This is a genomic window from Mesorhizobium sp. M1D.F.Ca.ET.231.01.1.1 (assembly GCF_003999155.2).
Classification (GTDB): Bacteria; Pseudomonadota; Alphaproteobacteria; order Rhizobiales; family Rhizobiaceae; genus Mesorhizobium.
This window is the reverse complement of the sequence record NZ_RZOZ02000023.1, coordinates 1-23,076: the sequence shown is the minus strand read 5'-3', so window position 1 is coordinate 23,076 and position 23,076 is coordinate 1. Positions and strand designations below refer to the sequence as shown.

The 23,076-nt window shown below is 61.9% G+C and carries 36 protein-coding genes and 1 pseudogene; 15 read left to right on the top strand and 22 right to left on the bottom strand.

Translation table 11 applies throughout. The annotated features are described in order from the left end of the window. Positions 1-138 (top strand): annotated as a pseudogene (locus EN874_RS31645) (IS481 family transposase); the annotation flags it as partial. Between the two features lie 125 nt (positions 139-263). Here EN874_RS31645 and EN874_RS31640 read toward each other — a convergent pair. Then, positions 264-1,019: a terminase family protein gene (locus EN874_RS31640; RefSeq protein ID WP_127428740.1), complete on the bottom strand. Its 756-nt coding sequence runs from the start codon at positions 1,017-1,019 to the stop codon at positions 264-266. Positions 1,020-1,614: 595 nt separating this feature from the next. On the opposite strand from EN874_RS31640, the gene EN874_RS31635 reads away from it, so the two are divergent. Continuing rightward, on the top strand, positions 1,615-2,280 hold the full coding sequence (locus EN874_RS31635) for a HEAT repeat domain-containing protein (protein WP_127428741.1): 666 nt from the start codon (positions 1,615-1,617) through the stop codon (positions 2,278-2,280). 308 nt (positions 2,281-2,588) lie between these two features. On the opposite strand, the gene EN874_RS31630 is transcribed toward EN874_RS31635, so the two are convergent. The 4 genes from EN874_RS31630 to EN874_RS31615 all read right to left on the bottom strand — a co-directional run bounded on the left by EN874_RS31630 (position 2,589) and on the right by EN874_RS31615 (position 5,077). Further along, positions 2,589-3,281: a terminase family protein gene (locus EN874_RS31630; RefSeq protein ID WP_245513819.1), complete on the bottom strand. Its 693-nt coding sequence runs from the start codon at positions 3,279-3,281 to the stop codon at positions 2,589-2,591. Further along, entirely contained in the window at positions 3,223-3,642 is a 420-nt protein-coding gene (locus EN874_RS31625) for a hypothetical protein (RefSeq protein ID WP_127428743.1), read from the bottom strand. Before EN874_RS31625 ends, EN874_RS31630 begins: the two co-directional genes overlap by 59 nt. Then, a complete protein-coding gene (locus EN874_RS31620; RefSeq protein ID WP_127428744.1) occupies positions 3,635-4,135 on the bottom strand; it encodes a hypothetical protein in 501 nt (166 codons plus the stop codon). Before EN874_RS31620 ends, EN874_RS31625 begins: the two co-directional genes overlap by 8 nt. A gap of 324 nt (positions 4,136-4,459) precedes the next feature. Further along, complete coding sequence (locus EN874_RS31615; protein ID WP_127428745.1) at positions 4,460-5,077, bottom strand: hypothetical protein; 618 nt, start codon at positions 5,075-5,077, stop codon at positions 4,460-4,462. Here EN874_RS31615 and EN874_RS33950 point away from each other — a divergent pair. Genes EN874_RS33950 through EN874_RS31605 form a run of 3 tightly spaced genes read left to right on the top strand, consistent with a single transcriptional unit; the run spans position 5,076 to position 6,267 of the window. Then, positions 5,076-5,237, top strand: coding sequence for a hypothetical protein (locus tag EN874_RS33950; protein ID WP_168247690.1), 162 nt, complete (start codon positions 5,076-5,078; stop codon positions 5,235-5,237). The genes EN874_RS31615 and EN874_RS33950 overlap by 2 nt on opposite strands. 52 nt (positions 5,238-5,289) lie before the next feature. Beyond that, positions 5,290-5,775 carry a hypothetical protein gene (locus tag EN874_RS31610; protein WP_127428746.1) on the top strand — a complete coding sequence of 162 codons (486 nt, stop codon included), beginning with the start codon at positions 5,290-5,292 and terminating at the stop codon, positions 5,773-5,775. 30 nt (positions 5,776-5,805) lie between these two features. Next, entirely contained in the window at positions 5,806-6,267 is a 462-nt protein-coding gene (locus tag EN874_RS31605; protein ID WP_127428747.1) for a hypothetical protein, read from the top strand. 37 nt (positions 6,268-6,304) lie between these two features. Here the strand turns inward: EN874_RS31605 and EN874_RS31600 are convergent, their stop codons facing one another. Then, positions 6,305-7,276, bottom strand: a complete 972-nt coding sequence (locus tag EN874_RS31600) for an IS1595 family transposase (protein WP_127428748.1) — start codon at positions 7,274-7,276, stop codon at positions 6,305-6,307. Between the two features lie 259 nt (positions 7,277-7,535). On the opposite strand from EN874_RS31600, the gene EN874_RS31595 reads away from it, so the two are divergent. The 4 genes from EN874_RS31595 to EN874_RS31580 all read left to right on the top strand — a co-directional run bounded on the left by EN874_RS31595 (position 7,536) and on the right by EN874_RS31580 (position 9,450). Then, a complete protein-coding gene (locus EN874_RS31595; protein ID WP_127428749.1) occupies positions 7,536-7,892 on the top strand; it encodes a hypothetical protein in 357 nt (118 codons plus the stop codon). Positions 7,893-8,031: 139 nt separating this feature from the next. Then, on the top strand, positions 8,032-8,514 hold the full coding sequence (locus EN874_RS31590) for a hypothetical protein (protein ID WP_127428750.1): 483 nt from the start codon (positions 8,032-8,034) through the stop codon (positions 8,512-8,514). 293 nt (positions 8,515-8,807) lie between these two features. Then, complete coding sequence (locus tag EN874_RS31585; RefSeq protein ID WP_127428751.1) at positions 8,808-9,077, top strand: hypothetical protein; 270 nt, start codon at positions 8,808-8,810, stop codon at positions 9,075-9,077. A gap of 67 nt (positions 9,078-9,144) precedes the next feature. After that, positions 9,145-9,450, top strand: a complete 306-nt coding sequence (locus EN874_RS31580; RefSeq protein ID WP_126084587.1) for a hypothetical protein — start codon at positions 9,145-9,147, stop codon at positions 9,448-9,450. A 97-nt stretch (positions 9,451-9,547) separates the two neighbouring features. On the opposite strand, the gene EN874_RS31575 is transcribed toward EN874_RS31580, so the two are convergent. Together EN874_RS31575 and EN874_RS31570 are read right to left on the bottom strand one after the other, a co-directional pair. Continuing rightward, positions 9,548-9,967, bottom strand: coding sequence for a DoxX family protein (locus tag EN874_RS31575; protein ID WP_127428752.1), 420 nt, complete (start codon positions 9,965-9,967; stop codon positions 9,548-9,550). A 306-nt stretch (positions 9,968-10,273) separates the two neighbouring features. Beyond that, positions 10,274-11,029 carry a tryptophan 2,3-dioxygenase family protein gene (locus EN874_RS31570; RefSeq protein ID WP_127428753.1) on the bottom strand — a complete coding sequence of 252 codons (756 nt, stop codon included), beginning with the start codon at positions 11,027-11,029 and terminating at the stop codon, positions 10,274-10,276. A gap of 142 nt (positions 11,030-11,171) precedes the next feature. Here EN874_RS31570 and EN874_RS31565 point away from each other — a divergent pair, with 142 nt between their 5' ends. After that, complete coding sequence (locus tag EN874_RS31565) at positions 11,172-11,642, top strand: Lrp/AsnC family transcriptional regulator (RefSeq protein ID WP_126084590.1); 471 nt, start codon at positions 11,172-11,174, stop codon at positions 11,640-11,642. A gap of 161 nt (positions 11,643-11,803) precedes the next feature. Here the strand turns inward: EN874_RS31565 and EN874_RS33945 are convergent, their stop codons facing one another. The 7 genes from EN874_RS33945 to EN874_RS31535 form a co-directional block, all read right to left on the bottom strand. Further along, complete coding sequence (locus tag EN874_RS33945; RefSeq protein WP_189394149.1) at positions 11,804-12,337, bottom strand: hypothetical protein; 534 nt, start codon at positions 12,335-12,337, stop codon at positions 11,804-11,806. Between the two features lie 222 nt (positions 12,338-12,559). Beyond that, entirely contained in the window at positions 12,560-13,078 is a 519-nt protein-coding gene (locus tag EN874_RS31555; protein WP_127428754.1) for a hypothetical protein, read from the bottom strand. Between the two features lie 495 nt (positions 13,079-13,573). Continuing rightward, positions 13,574-14,059, bottom strand: a complete 486-nt coding sequence (locus EN874_RS31550) for a hypothetical protein (protein WP_127428755.1) — start codon at positions 14,057-14,059, stop codon at positions 13,574-13,576. A 151-nt stretch (positions 14,060-14,210) separates the two neighbouring features. Next, entirely contained in the window at positions 14,211-14,366 is a 156-nt protein-coding gene (locus EN874_RS33940; RefSeq protein ID WP_168247689.1) for a hypothetical protein, read from the bottom strand. A gap of 187 nt (positions 14,367-14,553) precedes the next feature. Beyond that, entirely contained in the window at positions 14,554-14,913 is a 360-nt protein-coding gene (locus EN874_RS31545; RefSeq protein ID WP_127428756.1) for an SPW repeat protein, read from the bottom strand. A gap of 297 nt (positions 14,914-15,210) precedes the next feature. Then, on the bottom strand, positions 15,211-16,266 hold the full coding sequence (locus EN874_RS31540) for a PAS domain S-box protein (protein ID WP_127428757.1): 1,056 nt from the start codon (positions 16,264-16,266) through the stop codon (positions 15,211-15,213). A 38-nt stretch (positions 16,267-16,304) separates the two neighbouring features. Beyond that, a complete protein-coding gene (locus EN874_RS31535) occupies positions 16,305-16,550 on the bottom strand; it encodes a hypothetical protein (RefSeq protein ID WP_127428758.1) in 246 nt (81 codons plus the stop codon). A 276-nt stretch (positions 16,551-16,826) separates the two neighbouring features. On the opposite strand from EN874_RS31535, the gene EN874_RS31530 reads away from it, so the two are divergent. Beyond that, positions 16,827-17,165, top strand: coding sequence for a hypothetical protein (locus EN874_RS31530; protein WP_128261496.1), 339 nt, complete (start codon positions 16,827-16,829; stop codon positions 17,163-17,165). Between the two features lie 56 nt (positions 17,166-17,221). Here EN874_RS31530 and EN874_RS31525 read toward each other — a convergent pair whose 3' ends face one another. The 3 genes from EN874_RS31525 to EN874_RS31515 all read right to left on the bottom strand — a co-directional run bounded on the left by EN874_RS31525 (position 17,222) and on the right by EN874_RS31515 (position 18,453). Beyond that, positions 17,222-17,446 carry a hypothetical protein gene (locus EN874_RS31525; protein ID WP_127428760.1) on the bottom strand — a complete coding sequence of 75 codons (225 nt, stop codon included), beginning with the start codon at positions 17,444-17,446 and terminating at the stop codon, positions 17,222-17,224. Positions 17,447-17,553: 107 nt separating this feature from the next. Beyond that, on the bottom strand, positions 17,554-17,763 hold the full coding sequence (locus tag EN874_RS31520; protein ID WP_126084599.1) for a cold-shock protein: 210 nt from the start codon (positions 17,761-17,763) through the stop codon (positions 17,554-17,556). Positions 17,764-18,039: 276 nt separating this feature from the next. Beyond that, the gene (locus EN874_RS31515; RefSeq protein WP_127428766.1) at positions 18,040-18,453 is read right to left on the bottom strand and encodes an HD domain-containing protein; all 414 of its coding nucleotides are present in this window, start codon (positions 18,451-18,453) and stop codon (positions 18,040-18,042) included. A 242-nt stretch (positions 18,454-18,695) separates the two neighbouring features. Here EN874_RS31515 and EN874_RS31510 point away from each other — a divergent pair, with 242 nt between their 5' ends. Then, on the top strand, positions 18,696-18,899 hold the full coding sequence (locus EN874_RS31510; RefSeq protein ID WP_126084600.1) for a CsbD family protein: 204 nt from the start codon (positions 18,696-18,698) through the stop codon (positions 18,897-18,899). Positions 18,900-19,251: 352 nt separating this feature from the next. Here the strand turns inward: EN874_RS31510 and EN874_RS31500 are convergent, their stop codons facing one another. Beyond that, positions 19,252-19,452 (bottom strand): hypothetical protein, encoded by a 201-nt coding sequence (locus tag EN874_RS31500; RefSeq protein WP_126084602.1) that lies wholly within the window; start codon positions 19,450-19,452, stop codon positions 19,252-19,254. A 230-nt stretch (positions 19,453-19,682) separates the two neighbouring features. Here EN874_RS31500 and EN874_RS31495 point away from each other — a divergent pair, with 230 nt between their 5' ends. The 3 genes from EN874_RS31495 to EN874_RS33935 all read left to right on the top strand — a co-directional run bounded on the left by EN874_RS31495 (position 19,683) and on the right by EN874_RS33935 (position 21,095). Then, entirely contained in the window at positions 19,683-20,195 is a 513-nt protein-coding gene (locus EN874_RS31495) for a ferritin-like domain-containing protein (protein ID WP_127428762.1), read from the top strand. A gap of 87 nt (positions 20,196-20,282) precedes the next feature. Further along, positions 20,283-20,657, top strand: coding sequence for a low affinity iron permease family protein (locus EN874_RS31490; RefSeq protein WP_126084604.1), 375 nt, complete (start codon positions 20,283-20,285; stop codon positions 20,655-20,657). A 78-nt stretch (positions 20,658-20,735) separates the two neighbouring features. Further along, entirely contained in the window at positions 20,736-21,095 is a 360-nt protein-coding gene (locus EN874_RS33935) for a hypothetical protein (RefSeq protein ID WP_128261497.1), read from the top strand. Here EN874_RS33935 and EN874_RS31485 read toward each other — a convergent pair. The 3 genes from EN874_RS31485 to EN874_RS31475 form a co-directional block, all read right to left on the bottom strand. After that, the gene (locus EN874_RS31485) at positions 21,037-22,041 is read right to left on the bottom strand and encodes a YihY/virulence factor BrkB family protein (RefSeq protein WP_127428763.1); all 1,005 of its coding nucleotides are present in this window, start codon (positions 22,039-22,041) and stop codon (positions 21,037-21,039) included. The two genes, EN874_RS33935 and EN874_RS31485, sit on opposite strands and share 59 nt — an antisense overlap. Before the next feature lie 407 nt (positions 22,042-22,448). Then, entirely contained in the window at positions 22,449-22,769 is a 321-nt protein-coding gene (locus tag EN874_RS31480; protein WP_127428764.1) for a hypothetical protein, read from the bottom strand. A gap of 17 nt (positions 22,770-22,786) precedes the next feature. Beyond that, positions 22,787-23,076 (bottom strand): SDR family oxidoreductase (locus EN874_RS31475; protein ID WP_135882259.1); only part of this gene is annotated, 290 nt, incomplete at its 5' end.

Below are 23,076 nucleotides of genomic sequence, written 5' to 3'. Positions count from 1 at the left end.
GACGCTTACAACTTCGGGCGCCGGCTTAAGACACTGACGGGGCTAACCCCCTACGAATACATCTGCAAATGCTGGACAAAGGACCCTGAACGCTTCAGGCTCGATCCAATCCATCAAATGCCGGGACTAAACACCTAGGATCCATGCCGTGACGCTGAGGCATTGTAACGGCTACAGAATTCTGCGCCGTCGCACCTGTGGCAGGGGGCACGGCATGGATACTCGGGTCAAGCCCGAGTATGACGAAGTGAGAGAGGCTCTCGCTATCGAAACGCCCCCAGCGGATCGCTCTGCCCTGCCGGGCGCCGCGCCGCCTTGAACTCCGCGGGGTCCACCACGGCCTCGCGCAGCATCATCACGCCGTAACGCGTCGCGGCCATCAGATCATCTCGCAGCTTGACCACCTGGCCGTTCTTGCGATGGAACAACCTGAATTCCTCAAACCACTGGCCGAGCGTCGAAAACACCTTGAGGCGGCCGGACTGCATGCGGTCGAGCATCTCCATCAGCCCGGCCTCGACCGAGACCGAGCCGTCGGGGAAGCGGGCGTGACCGGCGAGCATGTTCAGCCCGTGCGCCTCATATTGTTTTGCGAGCGCTACGCCGGCGCCTTCCAGCGTCTCGCGGCGGCCGTCGCGCGGCCAGGCGAAGGGCAGCCATTCGCCCCAGGCCCTCAGCGCCAGCGCCTGCATCGCCGGCGTCTGCTGCGCGGCGCGGTGAGCCTTGGTGACGTAAACGACATCGGCCTCGGTATCCCAGGCGAGCTCGACGGCGGCGGACGGATGGTCCCAGCCGAAATCGAGCGCGCCGATGCGCGGCCACCAGCGCGGCAATTTGAACGGCTCGCAGGCGATCAGCTCTTCAGCCACCGGGAAGATGCGGCCGGAGCCCAGCACCGGAATGCCTTTCGCGCGCGCCTCGCGCTCATGTTCTGGATAAGCAGCGACGATCGCGGCGCGCTGCTCGGGCGAATAGTGCCCGGCATCGTCGATGGTCATGAAGGTGACGTGTCGGGACATATTAGCTTGCCATAATTAAATATCGTGACGATTTAACGCCATTGATAATACTGTCTATTGGTGCAAGGTTGCTGGCGGTTTGGGGGAGATACATGATCCGCATAGCAATCGTCGTGGCCATTGCCGCCAGTGCATCAGCATGCCAATCGAACGTTCCGTATGATACGAGTAAGCAGACCTGCAAGATGTACGAGTTCAACGGGCGCCAGCACAAAGTCTGTGCCCCGGACACACCGAACAAAGTGTGCAATGTCTGGGCCAGTCAGATTAGAGACGACGAAAGGATATGGTGCCAACCGCTCACCCGGAAGGCGACCGATCCTAAAGCTCGCGCCAGGCAGCTTGCAGGCAGCAAATACCCCTGATTCAGGAAAGCGACAGAGGGGGGCCGACCCGACGCAGGGGGCGAAGCAACTCTTCGGACATCGCCATGGGTCGACGATTCCCGAACGGTCAGCAAAACCGCGCCCGCTCGTCTTTTCATCTTCGGCTTTATGCGGTAGGTCTTGCCTCGCATCGGCGACACCGATGCGTGTTGAGCCGGAGCATCGTGCGCGGCCTCTCCTCTACGCGGGTGGGAAAGCCACCCTTTGCCATGACAGACTTATTCGAGGCTATGCGCCTGTCCGCCGAGGACAGCGAGACCGCTCATCTTTACTTCAGCGAAGGCGGCAAGATGTTGCTGCCGCTCGGCAAATCGACAAACGCCATGACAGGTCAGGAGATGCTGGAGCGGCTGCTCTCGCCCTCCGATGACGACGACGGCACCCTTGCCAACGACCTTCTCGGCGAGCTTGGCAACACGGTACCGCTGGAAAGCCTGCGTCTCCTGCTCACATCGGCCAATGCCCAGACGCGAGCGGCGGGCGCGTTTCTTGCCACGTTTCAGAACCAGAACATCAGCTCGATGGTGGGCGAACTGGCGGCGTTGCTGGCAGATGACAACCCGCGCATCCGCTTCGATGCTGTAGAATCTATCATGCGATGCAGCACACGGGGCCACGGCAACTATCTGGCGCGAGCGTTGTTTGCGCTTGATGATGAAAATGGGGGTGTGCGCACAGGGGCCATCGAATTCGTGCGCTTTGCCAAGGACTGGCAGCTGAAGTTGGCCCGCCCCGTTCTCGGCAATCGCCGATATTTCCGCGCAATGGCGGGACGATGCATCAGGGATGATCCGGACGATGCTGGACCATGCGGAGCCAGTCGTGCGGCGTTACGGTCTGGGGTTGGCCGGCCGGGCGAGATTGGTGGTCGTTGACGCCTATGTCGAATGGGCTCGGGCGTCTGCCGACCCTGAAATCAGCAAGCTGGCAACGGATTGCATCGAGCACAAGCTGATATCGCGGCATGCGATATGGCATTCATCATTGCCGGCAACCACCCGAAATAGCCCGTAAAGGTGACACTCGATCCCGGTAGGCGCGGATGTCGAAGCTGCTGATCTCCCCCTTGTTTGGGGGGAGATTGGCAGCGGGGCACCGGCCCTCATCCTGCAACGTCGGAGATTGGCGAAAGCCGACGTGACAATCTGATCTCCCCCCAAACAAGGGGGAGATTGGCTGCCCTTCACCCCTTCCCTATCCTCTCCACCTCCTCGCTCGTCAAAAACCTGAGCACCACATCGCTCATTCCGAGCAGCGGCGTGAAGGTCACGATCGTTATGCCGCCCGTCGCATTGGTGCGGGTGAGGCCTTCGGAATAGATATTCAGCGGCGGCTCCTCGTCGAACCAGACGCCGTGCAGCGTCTCGCCCTGCCATTTCTCGCGGCCCTTTTCGTAGCTTTTGAAAGAGAGAACGCTTTCGCCGGCCTGGACGTCGCCGCCGCCGCCCCAGCGCACGATGACGCTGTCCAGCGCACCGGGCGGGCCGCGGCCCATCACCGTGTCGGCGATGGCGTCGGCCGGGATCATGCCGGTGCCCCATTCGCCCTGCTGCTGCGGCGGGCCGACCAGCATGCGCTGCGGGTTGTCGCGCGTGCCTTCGCCGGTGACGCCGGCGGCCCAGAGCCGCACGGGCTGATCGAACACCTTGCCCGCCCACCAGTCCGGATAGCGGCCGGTGAGGTGCATCGCCCATTCGGCGCCCCCTGCCCTGGTCTTGCCGAGCTGGTTGCCGGCCATGAACAGGCGCTCGCGGTTTGCCGCTCCTGCGGCGTGGAATTCGGCTTGGCGTTCGTAAGGCCGGTAGGCGGCGAGAAGATTATGGCGCTGCCTTCGGTCCAGCTCCTCGAGCAGCGCCAGATAGCTTCTCATCGGCATCGAGGAACGGCCTGAGGCTCGCTTCAAGGCCGCGGATGCGGTTGCGGATCTCCTCATCGCTCAATTGACCGAAATCGTTTTGGTGCGCATCGAGACCTTGCGAGAATTCCTTGGGCAGCATCGTCAGCACGACCTTCAAATACTGGTCGGGCTTTTCCGCGCGCACCGCGGCGATGACGCCGGCGCCATGGGCGCGGAAATCAGCGCGGAGCGCCGCGGCGAAATCGTCGCCCAGCGTCTTCTTCGAGCGGTTCGGGCGGGCCGGCGTGGAGGCCGGCTCGGCCTTCGCCCTTGCCGTCTTTGCATTTGCGGCTCGGGCGCCGACAAACTTGCGCCGTGCCTTGCCTGGGGCCTCAACCATCAGCGGTCGCCGATGTCTTGGCGGAACGAACCGCACGTGCCTTGGCGGACTTGCGCGCCGGTTTCTTGCGCCGCTTTACGCGAGCCGGTTTTGGCGGCGGGTCCCGGTGAACCTCATCGGGTGCAGCCATTGGCAAGGCTGGCGGGACAGCGCCTGTCCTGCCCGTCCTCCGCGGCAGCTGCGCCGCAGCTGCGGAGGGTGGACCGGACATCTCCCCCACTTGGGGGGAGAGAGACAGCTTCGGCGCCGGCGCCGCCGCCTTCAGCGTCGCCGTAGCGGCAGCGATCGCCGAATGGTCCAGCCCTGGGCGCGGAAAGCCGAAGCCGGCGACCGCCTCGACGGGGCCGGCGCGAACCATGCCGATGCGCACGCCCGGCGCGACCTGCTCGACGCGGCCATTGTGGCGCGGCAGGCTTGCGCCTTCGAACTCGCCGATGGCACTGACGATCTCGGCGCCGTCGTCGGCGGTGATGATGGTGGCATAGCGTGGCATGGGGCCTCGGGTCTGCTGGTAAATCGGAAGCGCCGCATTCCTTCGCGCCCCGCTCTGGCCTGCCAGCGTCTGTAAAGATGTTAGCCGCAAAGACATGGACAGAAAAAACCCGCCGGGGCGGCGGGTCGTCGGCGCAAATCAGCACCATGGATAAAATCATAGCATAGCTGCCCTCACCGGGCAACGTCTTCTAGGCAAATTTTCCTAATTATATACTTGACGTACCAATGAGCGATTCGATAGAAAAGCCGGGACAGGCCGGCACTAATGAGGACCCAATAGCGGATGCGATTGAGGCAATCCTCAACGAAGAAATTGGCTTGGCTAAGCCAGACGATCTAGCCTTTCTCGAATCTCAGGCTCATCGCATAGCCGGTCGAATTTCGAACCATCTTCGTAAGCTGGGTGTTTGTCGAGAAACATGTGAAAGCCAGACAGAAAGTGGAACAGCCGTTTGTTGGCCGCGATAATCCCCTCCAAGTCGGGTTTCTCATAAACGAATACGCAGTCTCGCAATCCTTCGCCGGTAACTAAATCACGCGGGTCGCCGAGTAGCAAGGCGTTCGGCAATCTATTATCCCAGCCCCAGAGATGATGGGCCAATTTATCTCGCGACTTTTGATTGGTCTTGGCGATTGCTAGGATAGCCGTCAAAAGGCGAAAGACCTTTGGCTCTAAGAACCGACGACCCACGGCGGTAATCACGCTGGTTTTTGCAGACTGAGTTTCGAGGGCAAGGTAAGCGGTTGAAGCTTTGTCCTCGGGACCGCCAAGCATCCGGACGTAGACCAACATAAGCATGTAATCTACGCTGGTCCAACTGGCGATGCACCGCATAGCTAGGGCGGCTAAATCCGGAGCGTTGGTAATGGCGTCTTCGCCGCCGGACCCAAATATGACGTACGCGAGTGGACCGATTTTCTTACCGATTGGTTGTGGCATGACGGATGACAAATCCCCCAAGGGCAAAGACCAGGAAAAGGGCGACGAGGTTTTGCGCCGCCTACTGAAGACGCCACCGCAGCCGCATGACAAGAAAGATTCATCGCGCACGGCGGCCGCTAAAGAAGCGGCAAAGCAACCCATAAAACATAAGCGTTGACTCTCCTATAGCGGCCGTCACACCATATCATTTTTGGTGTGGAGGGCTGGCTATGAGACTAGCGATAATTGCACTTGCGATTTCGGCAGCGATCACGTCAACAGCGGCCGCGCAGGGCGACGGCCCTGTAATTATTCCCGATAGAATCCAACAGTTGGCGACGGAATTTCCGGTTGCTGAACGACTGCATATCAATTGGGCGAATGCCTCACTTGAAGATATTGGCCGCTATATCGGGCTGCTTTCTGCCGTAAACGAAGTTGCAAATTCCATAGCCGCTAAGAACGAACGCAAGACCGCATCAGATGACGACTATCGGGCAGCCTTTTCCGTATTTTGTTTCTGGCCTGTAAATAAGCCACCGCTAGCGGAGCCGTACTGGAACCAAGCGGCGGCGGCGTTCGGCAGCGAAAAAGTCCGCGCCGCGCTCGGATCGAGCGTAGGTCCGCTTGCCGTTGCCCTCCCGGCAATGATTAAGGACGGAAACGCAAGCGACGAAGTGCTGAAGAAATGGCCGCAAACTCGGGCAGATATATGAAGTATGTAATCGACTTCGAAAGTTTGAAGAATGCCAAGTAACCTAATTCCGTTCTTAGTAATTGTTCCAGTCATTGACCTTTCGATCGCCACGTATTTTGTTTACTCAACCCATGCAGCATGGCGGTCTGCGCCGCCTTTTGAAAATGAAGAGAAGACAGACGAAAGATCACTAGGAGCAACGGTAATACTTGCTCAGCTAGGAGCGGTGATAACCGGATCATCCATCATATTAGCTGGGATAGCAGCTTTCGTCGCCTTGGCAGGCGCCGCGATTGGTGAGTTTGAAAAATTTTACATTCTATATGCGGCGATATGGGCAGTGTTTGCGATGGCAATATCGCTTTTTACTATGTCAACGCTGCCACACCGCACGACTACGCAGAATTTTGTTAAATCGCACGGCGTTGCAATTCTGTGTTCTGCAGCGCTGTATTTTTGCCTAGCCTCCAGCGCTCGATTCCTATTCGCGGTAGGGTCGATATTATTTTGAGGATCTTTTCCAACGCAGGAAAGCGCGCGCCTTCTGCTTAGGCGTAACTGGCTTCACCAATCCGCCGATAGGTAAGGCGCTTGTCGCGAGCCATGCGAAGCAGATCGGCGGCGCGTTCGGCGTCCGAAATCTTCAAGGCGGCGCGGCGGTTGTAGCGGAAATCGAACTCGACCAAGTAGCGGTGCAAGTGCCCCTCGCCGCAATGCTGATAGACGCCGATTATGCCGCGCTTAAAGACGGAAAACACGTTCTCAATCGTGTTGGTGTGGACTTCGCCGCGAGCATATTCCTTGGCCGAATGCTTCACGGTGTCGTGATTGGCGAACTCTAGGCCGGTGATCGGATAGAGGTTGCTTTCGTCGGTGTAGAGCGTCGATTTGCGGTCGGCGTTGCGGACCAGGATATCGCGCACCGTGGCTTTGGTGGCGTGCTGGACATGGAAGGAACGGACAGAGCCGCCACGCTCGACCAGCGCGACAATGGTGCGCTTCTGTGCGCCGCCGCTCTTGCCTTTCTTAAGGAAAGGACGGCCCTTGCGCTGCGGTGAGACATAGGGAACGTCGCGCTTGCCGATGTAGGTTTCGTCGGCTTCGATGGTCTTTCCTTCGCCACCAAGCGGACCGGACGATGCAACATCTTCTTTCATGGCTTCACGAATGCGGTGAGCCATGAACCAAGCGGTCTTGTAGGTGACGCCAAGCATACGGTGGAGCTGGTGCGCCGACATGCCTTTCTTGGACGATGCATAGAGGTGCGAAGCCAGCACCCACTTGTTGAGCGGAATTTTGGAGCGCTCGAAAACGGTGCCGACCGTCACGGAAAAGGCCTGGCGGCATTCGTTGCACTTGTAGACGCCGGGACGAGTGGACTTGCCCGCAAGCTTGGTGATGCGCTCAGGATTGGCATTGCCGCAATGCGGGCAGAACGGACCATGCGGCCAATGGATGGCTTCGAGGTGTTCACGGGCCTTGTCGGCGTCGTGGTAGATTTCGGCGGTCAGATCGAACATTGCGGTAACTCCTTGGGTTTGTTATCGCAAATCGGCCCTGGTACGTCAAGTATATAATTAGGCAAATTTTCCTATGGCCTCTTGCCGCAGCCTCGCGGCCTTGCGCGGCCGGTGCCGCCACACCTATAGATTGAGCTGCCGCGACAGGCTCCGGCGCAAGTTTGTCGGAACCAACTCCGGTTCGACGGGTTCGACCTTCAGTCGCAATGCGACAGACCGCACAACAGAGGAACCGTCTTGCAACAAGAAGGAGAAGATCATGCTCATCAAGATTCTCGCCGCTTCGGCCCTGACGCTTGGCCTCGCCACGGCGGCGGTGGCCGAGAGCGCCGGGAACGGTGGCGCGGCCGGCAGTGGCCAGTCGGTGACGGTGGAACCGAGGACGCCGGCCAATTCCCCACCCGACCAGATGCTGCCCGATGACATGTCGCTCGACATGGGCACGACTGGCAGCATCTATGGCGGCCCGACCTATGACGGCGCGACTTATGACGGCATGAATTCGAATGCCGACCGGAACTGCCCGGCGAGCCCGCAGGGCGCGCAGCCGGATGCGAACAACCTGTCGCCCGGCACGGCATCGCCAAGCGTCAACGACAATCACTGCGGCAAGTAAGGCCGCTGTATCGTTGAGAGTTTCGTCGCAAGGGCCGTGGAGTTCCTTCACGGCCCTTGCTTTTACGGCCACGGCGCGCTTGCGGGAACCATGACCCATCGTGGCCGTTGCAGGAAGAAAAAGAAAAAGGAGAAACCCGATGGCAGACAACAACACCGGCACCACTCCGGCAAGCGGCAACGGCAAGGGCACGACGAGCGCCGCGCGCAACAGAGGCTCCTCGCGCCGCGGCGGGCGGCCTTCGGGCGCTTCCGAGGCGGCGATGAAGAAACAGATCGCGGAGCTGAAGCGCGAGGTGAGCCGGCTCAACCGGATGCTCGCCGACCAGGCCGAGGAGACCGCTCACGGCTGGTACCAAAGCGCGGCCGACCGGGCCTCGGACTTGTACAGCGGCGCGGCCGATCGGGCCTCCGGCTTGTACAGCGGCGCGACCGGCCGTGCCTCGCACGCGGCCAGGCAATTGCGCAGCCAGGCGCAGAGCGTGTCGGAAACGGTGCAGCACAATCCCGGCACCTTCTCGACTGCGGTCGCGCTCGGCGGGGTGATCGGCGTGCTGGTCGGCCTCGCCCTGGCCAGAAGCTCGCAGCCGGAGCCGGACTGGTTCCATCGCTGGCATCGCTAAAGCGCGAGACGGCTTTGCCGTCTCGTCGCTGCCGCACAGACCTGACAGAAAAGCCGGCCAAGCGCGAGACGGGCTCGCCCGTTTCGTCGCTGACCCCCAGATCTGACAAAAAGGGCCGGCCAGGCGCGAGACGGCTTGCGTCTCGTCGCACGGGAAGGCAGGCCTTCAGGGGCATCTTGCAAGGCGATCCCGCTATTTCGGATGGGCTGCGCCCTTTTCCTGGAATTGCTCACAGGCTGGTCATTAGCCGGACCTTATGGAATCATTCCGCATTGGAATCGCGGAGAGCGGGCATGGACAAACCTGCCATGGCATCCGTCTTTCGGATGCGGCATGCGCCGGCAAGCATTTTGGGCGTTCGCAGCCTGGGCCGGGGCCAGGCGGATCCGATCTTCCACTCTCGGCCGCTCGGCGAAGCCATCCGCTTCGTCGCCGAGGCCGACGGCCTGTACGACCTGAGCGCCGTTGCCATCTCCTATGGCGACCGCTCGACACCCCCGCTCGGCAGCCGCGAGGTCAGGCAGCTCTGGACCGAATATGGCCAGCGCCTGATTGAGGCGTAGGGCACTTCCCCCGGATCGGAAACGCCGCTCGCGCGTTTTTGAGGCGAGGTCAATGGGAGGAAGCGCCATGAACGTCGCCAATCTGCAACTCGAGGGCCTGCTGATGGCCGTCGCGGCAATCAACCATACGCTGGTGCGCAAAGGAGTGCTGACGGTCGAGGAGATCGACATCGCGCTGCGCAAGGCCGAGGCCGTGGAGACCGGAGAAGACCGGTCCGAGGGCATGTCGGCGTCGAGCCGCGACGCCGTCAACTTCCCGATCCGGCTGCTGGAGCTCGCCAACCAATGCCAGCCGGAGGCGGACATGCCGTCCTTCTCCAAGCTGGCGCGCATGGTCGGTCAGATGAAGGAGCCTTATAACGACCAGATGTAAGGCGGTAGGAATCCGCTTTCCCCGGTGATGCCGGCGCCGCCCCTCATCCGCCCTGCGAGCACCTTCTCCCCGTATAGTCACGGGGAGAAGGATAAGCCTACGCCCGGCGCGGCCAGCCCTGACGCAGGGCGAGCACGCTACCCGGCCCGTGCGCGGCGGCATAGAGCAGTCCGGCGGCGAAGGGGAAATGCGACATGAAGGCGCCGAACTCGGCCTGCTCCGTAGCCCAGTGCGAAGGACCGTGGAAGGCAAAGCCGAGGAAGGTGACGTAGATCGCGCCGATCAGCGCCAGCGGCGTCAGATAAGCGCCGGTCAGAAAGGCGATCACCAGCAGCGTCTCGAGGATCGCGGCGCACCAGGCCAGGAACAGCGGGAACGGGAAGCCGGCGGCGGCGATGTAGCCGGCGGTGGCACCCATATCCATGAACTTGAACGCCACCGCCATCGCGAACATGGCTGCGAAGATCAGGCGAGCGATGAGAATGGCGGCGGTCTGCCAGGTCGATTGCGTTTCCACGTCTGTCCCTCCGGGTTGTTAAAGCGGTTGATGTGCTCAAAGGACGGACGAAGGGCGATGGTTCCGACAGGGGTGGGGAAAATTGTTTTTTTTGGCGGAGGCGCGGCGCCTCTCCTTCTCTCCTTGTGGGAGAAGGTGGATCGGCGCGCAGCGCCGAGACGGATGAGGGGCGCTGGAAGAAACGCGGTCTAAAAAGACATAGCAATTTTAAGCACTTAGATCTTCAAGGCAGCACTCCGTCCAGCACCCCTCATCCGTCCGAGCTTCGCTCGGACACCTTCTCCCACAAGGGGAGAAGGAGAGGCGTCAGCCCGCCTTCGCCTGCGGCGGATGGCTGATCGAATCCCGCACCCGACCATACTCGGCGCCCCAGCGGTCGGTCATGTCGCAGCGTATGTCCCAGAGCTCGGGGAAGAAGCGATGGCGAGCGCCGCCCTCCAGGATTTCCACCGGCCGGCCCTTCAGCGACTTCGAGCCGAGCCCGATCGAGCGGTGGATGAGATAGAGGTGGTTGGCGCGGAATTTCTGGAACAGCTCGTCGAACTCGATCAGCGCCTCGGCCACGACATAGGCGTCGCCGTGGTCGTAATGGGCATCGTAGATGTCTGCGACGGAGAGCCCGCGGGCGTCGAGATAGGCGTGCTTGAAGGCCCGCCGGAGGTCCGGCGGCAGGCGCAGGATGAACTTGAAGCCCGGGGATTCCTGGCCGCTGCCGTTGCCGAGCTCGAGGCGGACCTGCTGGTATTCCTTGGGCGACATGGTTTCCAGCACATCGAGCTGCGCCGTCATCAGCCGCATCAGCCGGTGGACGCGGCCCATCAGCGTGACGACGCGGTGCGTGTCCTGCTTTTCCAGATAGTCGAGCACGTCGACCAGCGTGTAGGCGATGAGCTTCATCCACAGCTCCTCGACCTGGTGCACGATCTGGAACTGCAGCTCGTCGGCATTGACCATCTCGGCCAGCGGCTTCTGGCAGGAAAGCAGTTGGTCGCATTTCAGATAGACGCCGTAATCGCGCATCTCGGGCGCCTCGATGCGGGTGTGGTAATCCGATTTGTCCATGGCTCGTCTCCTCGCACGGGCTTCGTTCGACAGATGGCCAAAGGATAGCGCTTCCAGCTTGAACATTGTTCCTTTCTGTTATCCAATCTGCCAAAAATGGAGTACGATTTACCGCAGTTCAGATGATTTTGGAGAACGAAAGATGCTGGATAGCGTCGACCGCAGGATCGTAGCCGCGCTCGAACGCGATGCGCGCATCTCCTTCGGAGAACTCGCCGAAGAGGTGGGCCTGAGCAAGACGCCGTGCTGGAAGCGGGTCAAGGCGCTGGAAGAGGCCGGCGTCATCCGCGGCTATTCCACCCGCATCGATCCGGCCGCGATCGGCTTCGGCATCGAGGCCTTCATCCAGGTGTCGATCGACTTCGAGGTGTCGGACGCCTTCGAGGCGGCGGTGAAGAAGCACCCGCTGATCCGGCGCTGCTATGCCACGACCGGCGAGGCCGACTATCTCCTGCAGGTCGTCACCGTCGACATGAGGGCGCTGGACAGGATGCTGCGCGCGGAGCTCAGCCGGCTGCCCGGCGTGCGCCACACCGTGACCTCGATGGCGATGCGCGAGATCAAGGGCGATATCTCGTTTGCCAACGCGGCGGGGCATGCGCTGAGAGGATAAGGCCGCGGATACCGGCCGTAGAGCGGGTCCCTGACTTTTTCTGGGACGGTCGAGAACCGACGTTCAACCGGTCTATAGTCACGCCCGGGGCTACGCGGGTGACTGATATCATGTCGATCAAAACAGGCGCGGAGCCTGTCGGGCGATTGCCGGCAGGACGCTTAGGTTGCGCCTTCATGATGAATGCCGATATGGCGCGCCGGTCCTTGCCCATTCTGGCGGCGGTGCTGCTCGCATCGACCATGCTGCCGCCGATGGCAGCGCGCGCGGCGCCGATCGCGCCGGAGCCGCGAGGCGGATTCCACCAGCCGATCGATCGGAAGGCACAGTTGCAGGCGGCCAAGCGCCTTCTTCTGGCGCAAACCTCGGGCGGCAACGGCGGCAATGGTGGGAATGGTGGTAACGGCGGCAACGGCGGCGAGGCCGGCGGGAACGGTGGGAATGGTGGCAACGGCGGTTCCGCTGGCGGCGATGGCGGCGACGCTGGCGGCAATGGCGGCGAGGCCGGCGGGAACGGCGGGAACGGTGGAAATGGCGGCGACGCCGGCAACGGCGGCGGCCCCAGCCATCACAACACCAATTTCGGCCATTCGGACGGCGGCACGCGCTCCTGCGGAATCTTCCAGGGATCGTCTTGCTGAGGCGGCTTGGAGCGTGATCCCGATAAGTGGGAACCGGTTTTCGGAGAAGATCATGCTCCAACAAAGAGTTGGATCAGGATGACGACTCAACGAAACGTCACCCTGATCTAAGACGCGTCGCGATCTGTCAGATTCGCTCCATGCGCTTTGGGTTCTGACCTACGCATGTCTTTATCCCGAAGCGGTTCCCGCTGTCGGGAGACACGCTTCAACCTCGAGCGACCTCGGAACCACCGGCGGCGGGAAATGCAGGCCGCGGATCGCTGGTGGACCGCGCTACGGGCCGGTGCGGTAGGCGAAACCGTCGATCGCGGCCTGCCAGTAGTGCTGCGTCCGGATCTCGAGCCGCGTGATGCGCCTGTAGTCGGCCGCGAAGTAGACCTGTCCGTTGGCCGACAGCGCAAGCTGGTCCTCATAGACCGGCTCATCGCCCCGCCAGGCCTTGAGAATAAGCGTCTCGCCCTCCGCGTCGTCCCAGCCCGCGCCGAAATAGGCGCCCGTGAAATCGAACGGCTTGTCGCTGAACACCTGCGCGGGATGGCCCGAGCTGTTGTAGGCGATGAATTCGCCCGACATCGTGGTGTTGATGTAGCCCGGGCCGGCGGTGAAGCGCTGGTGCATGGCAACGAGATTGTACCAGTCGAGTCCGCCATAGCCGGACGGAACTTCGAACACGCCCGGTGTCGTCATCAGGTCATCGAAGCCGACGACATGCTCTATGGGCAGCGGCTCCCCGGCGGGTCCATCCTTGCCCGAGAACGCGGAGAGCACCACGGGCGCCGTGCCGGCGACCACCACGTGCCGCCGCTCGGTCGTCGCGCCGGCCGAGACGTCGACCAGCCAGGCGCCGGGCGCCGCGGGCTGGCTGAAGCGCCAGGTAGCGGTCCAGCGAATAGGAACGTCCGCAGGGCGTGAGCGCGATCAGCAGTGCTGCGACGGCAAGCAGATAGGTATGGTGGTGGGTCCAGGGCTCGCGCCCTAGGCTGGAAGCCGAAATAGTAATACATCGCCAGCCCAACCGAGCCCGTCCAGATGGCTGCGACGCGGCTGGAATAGCCGACGAAGAGGAGCGCTGTCGCGACGAAGAAATTGGCGGCGAGGAACAGGCCGGCCGGCGATTGGTCCCTATAGAGCAGCAACTCGCCCGCCCAGCGCGACCAGAACAGCATCGCCAGGCCGACACGGATCAACGCCGACGAACGCGACGAGCCCTCTGTATCGACCGCCCAGCCGACGAAACGCGCGGCAATAGCGTGCCCCAGCCGCCAGCCGGACCAGTCGGCGGCGGCGTCAGTCGGCGCAGGCATTTTCGGCATCGGTACGGACAATCTGCCAGCCGCTGCGCGTGGCCTGGCGCGCGCGGACACGGATGTCGGCGCCCTGCCCGGCTGCTGTGCAGAGCCGCCTGATGACGGACGCGAGCTCGGCGCGGCTTTCGATCCACTTCAGCCCGCCGTCGCGGCGAGCGCCGAGCAATTCGAATCGGTCGAGCGGGACAAGCGTGCCGTCCGGCTGGCGGATCTCGAAGGAGGCGTCGATCACGCCCATCCCGATCGCGCTGAACATGGTCCATGAGCGCAGCCATGCCGTCTGCACCCCGAGGACCTGCTCGGCGACCGGACCGGCGATCATGAAGCCGGCGATCGCGACGAATGCGAACAGCCGCAAGCGTCCCACCGAAACGCGCCCGGCAGGCTTCGCATCCACTCTGATCGAACTGATCGAAACGAATTCCGCCACCCGCGCACCCTCGGCGGCGACTATAGAGCGGTTCACTGCCCGTTCTAGACCATCCCAGAAAAAGTCAGAGCTCGACGTCGCGCCCGAGCAGCCGCACCGCGACCTCTATGGCGATGCGCGAGATCAAAGAAGAGGTATCGTTTGCCGAGGCGAAGGAGGCCTCGCGGAACTGCGCCGCAAGGTTGGGTCAGGCCCGTCGAGCCGGGTCCTCATCAGCAGGCTCGGTCAGCCGAGCCGCCTCTTCCCTCTCGGCGTCGGCCTTGCGCTTCGGACATTCCTCGAAATCATGGTCGCGGCCGCCGCAATAGGAGCAGCATTTGGCGGGGGTGTCGGGGTGCAGCATCGAGGCCATTCCCAAGAATGCACGAAAAGGTGTCCGGTTGCAGCAATTGCGTGAAGCCGCTGCAACCGCCGTCCAGCCCGATGCCCCTATATGTTCGTGCAATTCCTACGGAACCCCGCACACTGTCCTGGAATTGCTTATAAAAGGAGCTCGCCGCTCGCGCGGCGGGCTCCCGCTCAATCATCGCTCACGCGTGGGCGTGGGGATGACGGACGTCCCAGACGGCCCAGGCCGATGCCGCGACCACGAGCACGCCGAGGACGACATGCGTGATCATTACATTCCTGTCGGCAGCGAAGCCCAGGAACCAGGGCGAGACGATCAGCCAGAGCCCGAGGACGAGGTTTACCCATTCTTCCCACTCTGCGAACACCGAAAGCGTTGCCAGGGCAAGCGCACCGAGCAGGACGCCGACAATCCAGGCGTTCCACGCGGGCATCATTGCCGCGGTAAATCCGATGACCCAGGGTGAGACGAACAGGCAGATCGCGAGGACCAGGGTAACCCAGTCCTTGCTCTTCCGTTCTTCCATCAGTTTGCTTGCCATGACAACCTCCATCGATGAAGCTTGACCAAAGCAACTGCTTTTAGCGTGCGACACGCACGCTCTGTTAATTGATGTAATACACTTTTACGGACCTGCAAGGGGAGAGACCTGCGGCAGCCTTGGGTTGCGCGCGAGGCGGCGTCTCCTTATCTGCCGTCCATGGCAAAACTCATCGGGCTCGGCATGGTTGTCCTGACGATCCTCGAGGCCGAAGGCGGCAACGACGAGGCTGGATACACTCGAAAAACCCGCGCCGGATCGGCCCAGCCATCCCTCTGCGGAAAATGGAACGGCTCGTCAGCTGTTGAAATCGCTTGCGTTCTCGGCGCCTAGCTGCGGCACGACGATGGCCTCGAGCGGCGCCGTCAACGACCATTTCATCTGGCCGGGCGAACGTTCGAGGCCGGAGGAGCCGCCGAGCGCTTGCGGCGCCACGCGCTGCAGCACCACCGTGCCAAAGCCCTTGCGCGCCGCCTCATTGGGCTCGCCATCGCCGGCATCGGTATTCGACGTCTCCTGCCAGACAAGGTGAAACCGGCGCTGCGCCTCGGGACCGGTCTCGACCGTCCAGGTGATCCCGACGTGACCGCCCTCACCTGCCAGGGCGCCATATTTCGACGAGTTGGTGCCGAGTTCGTGGAAGGCCATGCCGAGATTCTGCACGGCGTTCGACTGCAGCGTCAGCAAGGGACCGGAGAGCGAGATGCGCTCCTCGTGGCCGAACGGTTTCAGATGTTCCTGGATGAGGTCGAACAGGCTCGCTCCCGCCCATTCCGACGTGACCAGAAGGTCGTGCGAGCGCGACAGCGCCATAATGCGGGCGCGGATCATCTCCTCGAACTCGTCGGGACTGGCAGAGCGCTTGTTGGTTTCCCTCACCATCGACAGGATCACCGCGAACTGGTTCTTCACGCGATGGTTGACCTCGCGCATCAAGAGCCGGATGCGGCGCTCGCTTTCCTTAGCTGCGGTGATGTCGCGGGCGATCGTGGACGCACCGACGATATCGCCGGAAGGGTTCCTGATGGGCGAAACCGTGACTGAAACCGCAACCAGCGAGCCGTCCTTGCGCTTTCGCATCGTGTCAAGGCTCGCCACCCCCTCGCCTTCGCTGATGCGGCCGATGATGTCGGCCTCCTCGTCATGCAAATGCTCGGGGATGAGGAGCAGCATCGATCGGCCGATAGCTTCCTCCGCACTGTAGCCGAACATGCGTTCGGCCGCGCGGTTCCAGTCGGTGACGATGCTGTTCAGGTCCTTGCCCATGATGGCGTCGAAGGACGAATCGACAATGGCGGCTAACCGCTCGTTGGCGCTGGCATTTTCCGATTGGCGGCCCCCGGATTTCACCATGGGTGTTAGCTAGCGCGTCCGGGGCTCAAGGCAAGCGCCTAAGCCTTGGAACGGTCGGGATTTTCGCCGCTGGCCCTCTCCGAGGCCAGTACGCCGAAATCCTGTGACTTCACCCCAGCCCCGGCGGTCAGGAAGCCGTCCGACGCAAGACCGCGGCGCAGCAATTCGCGCACCGCGGCCGACCGGCTCGGCATCCGCTTTTCAAAACGCCAGTTTTCCAGCGCCGCCAGCTCTTCCTCAGTCAGCATGATCTGTAGCCGCTGCGGCCGCTCCAGTTCAACCATCTTCAACCTCGCTCAAAAACCGAGGAATGCCACGAATGAGTATCTGTCTCACTGTGAATAGAAGTAGGGCTTGGCTCAATGGACGTCAAGGAAGACGTCTGCGGCAACGCAGGCTTACGCTAACGATACCAAATTGAGTGCGAACCCGCATTTGATGATCTATACTAACTAATTGATTTATTTATGTCTTTTAACATTTTTGTATTGTCAGACGCGCGGTATGGGCGCATGCTGCCAATAGAGGGATAAACCGTCCGCGAAAGGGAGGGTTTTCCGATGTCACGAGCATTTTCTGACCGGTTGCGCGATGACGCCCATTGCAAGGTCCAAAGGGCCTTGCAGGACAACGGGATCATCAACATCATAAAGTTGTCGGAGGAAATCAGGCTTATCCACGCCGCGGAGAATATCGCCCGAGAGGATATCGAGAGCCTGGTGATGCACGTGGCCCAGTTCTATGGAGCGGCCATCGAGTTCGATGAGGAAACCCTGACGGCGCTCGACCTGCCCGATGCCTGTCCGGCGGACAGCCGCAATGACCTCGAAAAGGCGCTCAGCGAGCGGGCCCGGCCGGACGCTCCGATCAAGCTGCTCCAGCTTGATCGGGGCGGATAACAACCGGCGCCGGACATTCGCCAGGCCCATGACTGTCAACGGATCACCTTTGTCGGTCAGGCCCGCTTGACCTGGCGTTTTTGGGCAGGTTTCTTCGGCACGGCCGCAGGCGTTTCGGCTTCCTGCGCCAATCTTGCGGCGCGCAGGCGCTCCGTCTTGGCAATCCTTGCCGCCGCTTCCAGATCGACAATTTGCCGAGCGACACGACTGGTCATGTCACCTTTCGCTTCGGTTCGCGACGGATTCGGCTTGAACAGCCCGGGTTCGGGTATGTGCTTCATTGCTTCATCTTTCTGAATGGAAAAGGCCGGGCAAAGCCCGACCTCCTCCGATACGCCTCGATGGCCGATGCCAGTACATCCGTGGTCAAAGACGCGAAGCGCTCCGATCAGGCAGCCTGGAGGTTTTCCGCAGAGCTCTTGCCGTTGCGGTTATCCTTGACGATGTCGAAGCTTACCTTCTGGCCCTCGACCAGGGAACGCATGCCGGCGCGCTCGACGGCCGAGATATGAACGAACACGTCCGGCTGGCCATTGCCCTGTTCGATAAAACCGAAGCCCTTGGTGGCATTGAAAAACTTCACGGTTCCAGTAGTCATTGCGATCTCCTTTCGAAATCGGCGCAAATTATCGCCGCTTGGCCACTAGCCAAACGCCGCGCTTTCGAAATTGAGATGGAATATCGTCAGGGCGCCAAAGCGCGGAAACAACGTTCGTTCAACAAGATCGATGCGCCATACATAGCGCTGAATTTCGACAGCGGCAAGGGAGCCTCGGGCAATACTTTCCGGGTGCCAAGAATTTTCCCGATACGTTCCAAGCTCTTCACATGGATCGAGGCGTTGGCCGCACACCGTATTCCCGGATCGAGGCACCTATGCGTCGGCTGTCAATCCGCCGAGCAGATAGAGCCCGACCTCATACTTCGCCGGCGAAACGCCCGCCTGGTGGGCCTGCCAAAGATTATCCTTGAGGTCCGCCTCCTTGACGGCCAGCGCGAGCTCGTTGGACCCCGCGCGGCAGATGAAGTACTGCTCGCTTTCGTCCATCCGTCTGGTCAGAGCGTCGACGGCCGCGACGACGGACAAGCTGAAGCCCGCCGCACCGAGCCGACCGAGCGTCCACCCTTCGCCCTTCTCGACCACGTCGTGCAGATAGGCGACGGTTTTCTCGTCCAGCGTTTCGACGGCGTCGGCAACACGCCTGACATGTTCGATATAGGGGCGGCCGGTCTTGTCCTTCTGGCCGCGATGGGCCTCCTCGGCGATCTTCGCCGCGTGGTAAAGCATGATCTCTCTCTCAATTTGGAAGCCCGCCCCGGCGGGGACATCCGAGGCGGGCTGGATCGGGCTCTGGAATACCCAGTCCATCGGCGCGCCCTTCACGGGGGTGCGGAACCGCGCGCCATGAACGAGAACATCAGCAGCGTCTAAAGGTTCCCTCTCCATGTCGCGATTCCAAGGATCGGCCAAAACAGGAACTCGAGGCCGGCGCCGCCGTTAGCCCATCATGCAAAGAAGGAGGTCCCGCCATGGATTGGAACCGCGTCGAAGGAAACTGGAAACAGGTCAAGGGCAAGGTGAAGGAACAGTGGGGCAAGCTCACCGACGATGACCTCGACCGCATCGCGGGAAAACGCGACCAGCTCGAAGGCAAGATCCAGGAACGCTACGGCATCGAGAAGGATCGCGTCCGCCGCGACATAGACGACTGGGCGAGGCGCCAGGGCTGGTAGCGGCCAGGTAAATGATGCCGCGGGCCATCAAGCCGGCCTGCGGCTTCAAGCAGGGATTTTTGATTTCAGAGCAGTGACATTATATTAGTTGACTAATGATTTATGGCACGGTGAACCGATGGCCAGGAAGAAATCGAGACCGGCCTTGTCCGCCATAGCGACAGCCTCCCGGTCGGAGGTTAGCGAGGCCGTCTATTTTGCCCGCAAGTGCGGCCTTACCCCCGAAGAAGCGCTGCGGATCATGCGCGAGGCGCAGATTACGCCCGCGCTCAAGTCGCCAGATAGCGCAAAGCGGAAGCACTGAGCGGCAATCGCGCCGATCCAATTTCTTCAAAAGCCGGCAGTCCGGCCGCTAGCCGGGCGACGCATTACCGCGGTTCTTCGCGAGGTCCTTCAATGCCTTGAGAAAGATCGGAGCCGCCAGATCGCATTTGCGTTTGGACGGCCCATTGGTGTGGATGACGATTTCGGCCTGTTTCAGGGTCAGGCCGTGCTTTTGGGCGAATTCGAGCGGTTCATAGGCCTGCTCCCAACCTGGCCCTGTCTTCAGCATTGTGACGGTTTCCTCCCGCGATCGATTGATAGGTGGCAACGCGTCCGGCTCAACAAGGTTTCATGGCATGCGCCAGGTCGGCGCGCCGGACTGCAGCCAGCGCCCCGAGCGCCCAAATAATCGTCAATAACAAATGATCGGTTTGGGCCATGTCATGGCCGAAATTCTCTCCGGAACAAGTCGGTTCGAATGGAGTTGAGGCTGACCAACCAATCAGGAGATGCAAGGCAATGGCAACGACGAAAGCGGCCACGAAGAAAGGCCTGAATGAACTTTTCCACGACACGCTGAAGGACATCTATTTCGCCGAGAAGAAAATTCTGGCGACGCTTCCCAAGATGGCCAAGGCGGCGCAAAGCGATGACCTGAAGGCTGCCTTCGAAAAGCATCGCGGCCAAACCGAGGAGCATGTCGCGCGCCTCGAGGAGGTCTTCGAGGTGATCGACAAGAAGCCGGCTGGCAAGACCTGCGCCGCCATCATGGGCATTACCGAGGAAGGCGCCGAGATCATGGAGGAATACAAGGGATCGCCCTCGCTCGACGCCGGTCTGCTGGCGGCGGCGCAAGCAGTCGAGCACTATGAAATCTCGCGCTATGGGACCCTGAGAACCTGGGCCTCCGAACTCGGGCTGACAGAGGCAGTCAACCTTCTCGACAAGACGCTCGGCGAGGAGAAGGAGACCGACGCCGCGCTCACCGAACTTGCCGAAACCGCGGTCAACGTCGCAGCCGAAGCGGCGTAGCGGAAGACAGGATCTTCCCTCAATTCTGCTCTTCCTCGAGCCCTGGCGATACCTCGCCGAGGCTCGTAACCCCGCTCGGGCCGGCATATGGAAAAAGCATTCAATCGAATGGCGGAGGCAGTCGCCCGCGCCACCGGCAGGCCGTGGGCCTTTGCCCTTTGCGTGGCGTCGGTTCTGATCTGGGGTGTCACCGGCCCGGTCTTTCACTATTCCGAAACCTGGCAGCTCGTCATCAACACCGGCACCACGATCGTCACCTTCCTGATGGTGTTCCTGATCCAGAACACGCAGAACCGCGACGGCGCAGCCATCCAGGCCAAGCTCGACGAACTGATCCGCTCGGGCCGGGCCAAGAACGACTTCATCGGTATCGAGCATTTGACGGAGGCCGAGGTCGAGGAGTTCCGGGCCCGCTGCGCCGAAGCCAAGAGATCGCGGATGGCCAAGGCCCAGGTTGGATGACGCCGCTATCGGCGGCTTGGAGAAGAACGCGGCAAGGTGTCCGCCGGCCGGCAGCTGCCTTGGGGAGACACTGCGGAAATGGAACTTCAGTCGCGGCTGATTGTTCCACTGGGGAGGCGGACATCCAGCATGGCCAGATCGTCGCTGCATCTGCTCAAGGGCATAGGCTATTTGATCTCGACGGTGAGCGTCATCCTGCTGGCGACCGTGAGTTGGAAAAGCGCATCCCAAAGTCCGTTGCTGATTGCCTGCCTGCTCGGCGGCGCCACGACATCGATCGTCGGCATGTTCTGCCGCTGGCTTTCCTACGAAGTCGAAAAGCGTCAGGAGGAGCGACAGGCCCGAGGAACGCCAGACCGCGGATCGCCGGGCAGCAGCATCAGCAACCCTGCCTCCGCCGCTGGAACGCCGAGACCAGCACCGCGATCAGGCCGCTGATGACGATCCATGTGACGACCTCGCCGTCCGACACGCCCGGGTTCCGGGACCCGCCCGGCCTTCCCGTCTCAGTGCTGGCCGCCAGCACGGGGGCGAGATCCTGCCGGCTGCCGCTCCGCACCGAATAGGCGCGGGTGATCTCGGCGCCGAAGAGGAAAATCTGGGCCGAGTAGTAGACCCAGACCAGCACGACCATCAGCGCGCCGGCGGCGCCGTAGGAGGTGGCGATGGCGCTGGTGCCGATGTACCAGCCGATCAGCGACTTGCCGACGGTGAACAGCAGCGCCGTGACGACCGAGCCGACGCCGACGTCGCGCCATTTGAGCCTGCGGTCCGGCAGGACCTTGTAGATCGCCGCGAAGAGCAGCGCGATCAGCACGAAAGAGACGGCAGTGTTGATCGCGCTCACAATCAGCTCGCCGAACGGCAGGCGCTGGTTGATATATTCGCCCAGCGCCGAGATCGCCGTGCTTGCGGCGAGCGACACCAGAAGCATGAAACCAAGAGCAGCCACCAGACCGAGGCTCGCCGCCCTCGCCCGCACCAGGCGCGACAGCGAGACGCCATTGGGCTTGACCTTCCAGATCTGGTTCAGCGACTGCTGCATCTCGCCGAAGACCCCGGAGGCCGTGACAAGCAGCGCGATCAGCCCGATGACGGTGGCCAGCGTGCTGGAGCCGCGATGCGAGGCGGTCTCGATCGTTGCCTTGAGGAGGTCCGCGCTCTGCGGGCCCATCACGCCAGCGAACTCAGCCGAAAGCGCGAGCTGCGCGGCGTCGTTGCCGATGACGATGCCCGCGATCGCCACGACGATCAGGAGGACCGGCGCCAGCGAGGTCGCGGCGTAGAAGGCCATCGCCGCCCCATGGCTCAGCGCATTGTCGTCGAGATAGCCGGCGACGCTCTGCGTCAGCAGAACCCGGGCTTCCTCGAACACACGCGGCATATCCCTCACCATCTATTTCGAAAGGGGGATGCAGGTTGGGACAATCGACGTTTTGCCATGCGCGGCCGCCCAAATTGGGCGGGCCGGGTGGGACAAGAGCTCGACTGCCTTTTCGTTGGCCAGGGTGTGAAGCCGGAAAAACCAAACCCTGTTCTCTTTACCACCGGGTCCGGCTGACGCGGCCCGCTGAGGTCAATTCGGAAAGTGCACGATGGTTCCGGGCTCGCTGCCGCGGATTTGGGGCTATATGGGATCGCATGTCGGGCCCGTGCCCTGTCGGCAAGAAACCGCCCCGGATGGAACAAACCGGGGCGGAAAATCGTGGGAGACAGTTCCGGTGCCCGGGACTACCAGACGGTAACTCGCCTGCCCCCGAAAAAATTTCGAGCCAGGCTGATCCGGCGCCCTTATTTTGGCTGCTGCTGCGGCAACTCGCCGGGCTTGATTACCGGCATCTGGCTGTTGTCGTCCGGCGGAACGGTGGCGTTCTTGTCGCCGGTGGGCGGCGGCTTCAGCACACCGTTGCAGTTGTCCAGCGTTTCCGACAATTCGGTCGTGTCTGCCTGCTGCTTCTGTTGCTGATCCTTGGTGTTGGGCTTGGCCTGGCAGTCCCCTGGTTGTTGCAGGTCGGGGACGAGCTGCTGGTCCATCGGCTGATCGGCAGTCTGAGCGGCTGCCGGCAGCGCGGACATCATAACGACGGCCATGGTGAGAAGAATTTTTTGCATGGGATCCTCCTCCTGGGTTAGTAACCCCCGATGATCGGCAGGATCTCGCCGGTAATGTAGCTCGAGCACTGCGGCGAGGCCAGGAACACATAGGCCGGCGCGATCTCCTCCGGCTGGGCGGGCCGCCTCATCGGCGTTTTGGCGCCGAACCGCGCGACGTTCCCGGCCTCCTTCTCCGACGGGTTGAGCGGCGTCCACACCGGGCCCGGCGCCACAGCGTTGACGCGGATGCCCCTGCCGATGAGGTTGCCGGAGAGTGCCCGCGTGAAGGCGTGAATGCCGCCCTTGGTCATCGAGTAATCGATCA